The organism is Streptomyces sp. NPDC007162 (genome assembly GCF_040634175.1).
Classification (GTDB): Bacteria; Actinomycetota; Actinomycetes; order Streptomycetales; family Streptomycetaceae; genus Streptomyces.
Genome location: NZ_JBEYFC010001036.1, coordinates 1 through 1,224, shown reverse-complemented (window position 1 = coordinate 1,224; position 1,224 = coordinate 1). Strand labels below are relative to the sequence as shown.

The window sequence follows — 1,224 nt, the reverse complement described above, 5'->3', positions numbered from 1 at the left end:
GGGTGCGCCGAGCCACGCCTGGAGCACCTCCAGGGTGCGGTGGGTGACGTGGTGCACGTCAGTGCCCTTGGGTTCGTACAGCAGGACCGCCGACGGTCCGGTCACCCGCGTCACGTCCTCGACGGTCCGCACGGAGACCGTCTCCACGGGGGCGGCGGGAGCGACCCGCAGCTCCTCCCAGCCCACGAGGAACATCTGCTCCAGCGGCGTCCGTCCGCCGGCGGCGTCCAGCCTGCCCGTCGGCACCGGCCGCGACACCAGCGACTCGATCACCGCGACAGACGCGCCGTTCGGGTCGGCCAGCCGGATACCCACCCGGTCCTTCTCGAAAGGCGTGATCCGTACCCGCAGTGCCGACGCGCCGGAAGCGTGCAGCGACACCCCTCGGTAGGCGAAGGGCAACGCGGGGCCCGCGTCGGCGCCGGTGCGGTCGCGGAAGGCGGTGGCGTGCAGGGCCGCGTCGAGCAGCGCCGGATGCAGGCCGAACGCGGCGGCCTCGGCGGTCAGTTCCTCGGGCAGGGCGACCTCCGCGTAGATCTCGTCGCCCCGCGTCCACGCCGCGCGCAGGCCGCGGAAGGCGGGACCGTAGCCGTATCCGTCCGCCGCCAACTCCTCGTAGACGCCGCGCACCCGGTCCTCCGGGACCGGTACCGCCCCGACAGGCGGCCACCGCGTCAGGTCCTGTGCGTCCGGCTCGACGCCGCCGCCGACCGGGCCGCTCTCCGGGCTCAGCGTGCCGCTGACGTGCCGCACCCAGGCCGCCTCCTGGCGGCGCGAGTGCACCGACACCTGACGCCGCCCGGACCCGTCCGGCGCGTCCACGGTCACCCGCACCTGCACGCCCTCGTGCTCGGGGAGCGGCAGCGGCGCCTCCACCACCAGTTCCTCGACGGCACCGCAGCCGACCTCGTCCCCGGCACGCACCGCCAGTTCCACGAACGCCGCCCCCGGCAACAGCACCGTCCCCACCGCCGCATGGTCCGCCAGCCACGGATGCGTACGCAGCGACAGCCGCGAGGTGAACAGCAGACCGCCGGACCCGGGCAGCTCCGTCACAGCACCCAGCAGCGGGTGCTCGGCCTGCGCCAGTCCCAGCGCCGCGGCGTCAGCCGTGCCGCCGCCTCGGCCCAGCCAGTAGTGCTGGTGTTGGAAGGGGTAGGTGGGGAGGTGTGGGGCGGTGTGTGGGGGTGTGTTGGTGTTGTGGTTGAGGAGGGTGGGCCAGTT

1 protein-coding gene is annotated in these 1,224 nt (G+C 74.3%); it reads right to left on the bottom strand.

Translation table 11 applies throughout. The features are described 5' to 3' along the window. Nucleotides 1–1,224, bottom strand: a 1,224-nt coding sequence (locus ABZ646_RS46950; RefSeq protein ID WP_360534006.1) for a polyketide synthase dehydratase domain-containing protein, incomplete at both ends; no start/stop codon positions are given.